This is a genomic window from Dethiosulfatibacter sp. (assembly GCF_983023055.1).
This window is the reverse complement of record NZ_CEZJXU010000392.1, coordinates 1-2,486: the sequence shown is the minus strand read 5'-3', so window position 1 is coordinate 2,486 and position 2,486 is coordinate 1. Positions and strand designations below refer to the sequence as shown.

The following is a 2,486-nucleotide window of genomic DNA, read 5'->3' as shown; positions in this document are numbered from 1 at the left end:
GACATAATATATGCAAGCCTGGCAACGTCAAGAAAATGTGCCAGATCATGTCTGCAGAATTTTCTGTCCTCTTCAAGTTCCGCTATCTTATTGAGACATTCCATATACTGGCCGTTTTTAATTATCTCACTATACATTACAATGCACCTCCTGAATATTCCCTGGTTATGTGTTTAAAATATTCACATGATATCTTATGGACAAGGTCATATTCCGGAAGAACCTTACCGTCAATGCTTCTGATTTTAACCACACCAACCAGGCTGTTGGTCAAAAATCCTCCCTGGCATTCATATATATCCTGTGGCTGCATGTCTCCTTCCACTACCTCGTATTTATCAATTATATACTTTCTAACTATTCCAGGAAGGAGTCCGTTTTCAACGGAGGAGGTGTGGATCACTCCATCCTTTATTATGAAGATATTTGCTATAGTGCTTTCAGTGACAAAGCCCTTTTCATTAAGAAACATGCAGTCGTCGAAGCCCTGTCCCTTTGCATCTCTGAGAGACAGTATCATGTCTCCGTAATTCAGGGACTTGTGGTTCACAAGAAATGATTTGCTGCTTTTCACAATATCGCTGGTCATTATATCCGCACCCCTGTGGTAATACTCACTTTTATAGGCTACAGGTCTTTTGGAAGCAATGACATTCTTCTCCGTTACGGATATCTTGATCGCTTCATTTCTTATATCAAGCCTGTCCATTATTTCATATATTAGATTCTCTGTTATTCGCCTGTTTATATTAAAGGTTTCAAGACTGTTGTTCAGCCTGTCCAAATGGTCCTTTAAAAAAACAGGACTGTTAAGAACGTGGATGGTTTCAAAAAATCCAATTCCATAGTTTATTCCATCATCCACTATCAGGGAACAGTTGGAAGTCTCTATACCTGTAAAAACAACTTCATCAATTTTAATTTCACTGCAATCACTGTTAATTCTGTCCTTGTCCACAGTTATCCTCCCGTTCCTGAATTCATACAACCTGTCCACAGTTTTGTGCTGCTTTCACTTATTCTTCCACATAATCGGCATCGAGAGCCCTGAAAAGAGCCCTTGCCTTGTCTATGGTTTCAACATATTCCATCTCCGGATCTGATTCCCAGGTTATTCCCCCACCTACACCTATGTAGGCAGTTTCATCCTTTAATAGAATAGTCCTTATTATTATATTGAAGTCCGCATTTCCATCAAATCCCAGATATCCAATTGAACCTGTGTAGATATTCCTTCTGGTCTTTTCCAACTCGTCAATGATTTCCATTGCTCTGATTTTAGGCGCTCCAGTTATGGAACCGCCGGGAAAGGCAGCCTTTATGCAATCAACACTGGTACAGTCGTTCTTGAGCCTTCCTTCAACTGTTGACACAAGGTGGAATACTGTAGCATATTCCTCTATTTCAAAGAGCTCTGTCACCTTGACGGACCCGGGTACGCACACCCTGCTCATGTCGTTTCGTTCAAGGTCCACTATCATCAAAAGCTCCGACTTGTCCTTCTCGCTGTTTTTAAGCCTTTCCCTGTTTATGTCATCCTCCTGAGGATTCTTTCCCCTAGGAATTGTTCCCTTTATGGGCCTGGTCTGCCCCTTCCCGCCTCTAATATCAATAAACCTTTCAGGCGACGATGAAAGTATGTTGAATCCATCTAAGGCCATGTAGGCAGAAAATGGAGCTGGATTTATTCCTCTCAGCCTCTCGTATGATTCCATTGGTGATTTGTCAAAGGGGCTCATGAAGGTCTGGGTCATGTTTGCAATATATATGTGTCCTTCTTCTATATACTGTCTCATGGACTCCACAGCTTCCATATATTCAGACTTTGAAAAAGGAGACTTGAATACCGGTCTGTTGCCTTCTTCAACACTTGCTACAACATCCGTTCCACAAGGTCTGTAGGATTTGATCCTCTTCACGATCTTATCGGATGAAGAAATCCCGTCATCAAGAATTCCAAGGGAAGTTATATGAACTTTTTCATTTTCCAAATCATGTATTACTGCATTGTCGTAAAAAACAAAATAGCAGTCCGGTACATCCACAATCTTCTTCGCCCTGTCAGGCAACTTTTCCAGTTTTTTCGACAGGTCGTAGCCGAAGTATCCAAGACCTCCTCCTATGAATGGAAGGTCCGTATCGTTTTCAATACTGTATTTCTCCATTAGACTGTTGAGGTATGAAAATAAACACGTCTCCTCCACAGCTTTGAAGTTCGCATCTTCAAGCCTGTAGTCTTTTGTGAATATCTTTCCATCTTCATATTTCACAGTCAAAAATGGATTGATTCCCATTATTGAATAATTGCTGTAGAGGGAATCAGCCTTGGAGCTGTCCAGTATTATGTTGTCAGTCCCCTCTTCTACAGCCTTGAATATGTCAAAGCTCGATAGCTCAGTATCCATTTCCCATATATATACCTTATCCTGCATTGCTGTATCTTGCCTCCTTGGACATGTTCACAAAATTTTTCAAAAGGTCGTGTC

Annotated in this window: 2 protein-coding genes; both read right to left on the bottom strand. The window is 41.0% G+C overall.

Annotated elements, in window-relative coordinates; genetic code table 11:
- Nucleotides 1–136: 136 nt before the first annotated feature.
- A complete protein-coding gene (locus tag AC3AX0_RS11480; protein WP_487550420.1) occupies nt 137–958 on the bottom strand; it encodes an aminotransferase class IV in 822 nt (273 codons plus the stop codon).
- Between the two features lie 58 nt (nt 959–1,016).
- Nucleotides 1,017–2,432 (bottom strand): aminodeoxychorismate synthase component I, encoded by a 1,416-nt coding sequence (gene pabB, locus AC3AX0_RS11475; RefSeq protein ID WP_487550419.1) that lies wholly within the window; start codon nt 2,430–2,432, stop codon nt 1,017–1,019.
- Nucleotides 2,433–2,486: the final 54 nt, after the last annotated feature.

Bases quoted from the DNA above. Each gene is read 5' to 3' on its own strand.
- pabB (WP_487550419.1), bottom strand. From the start codon at position 2,432: ATGCAGGATAAGGTATATATATGGGAAATGGATACTGAGCTATCGAGC.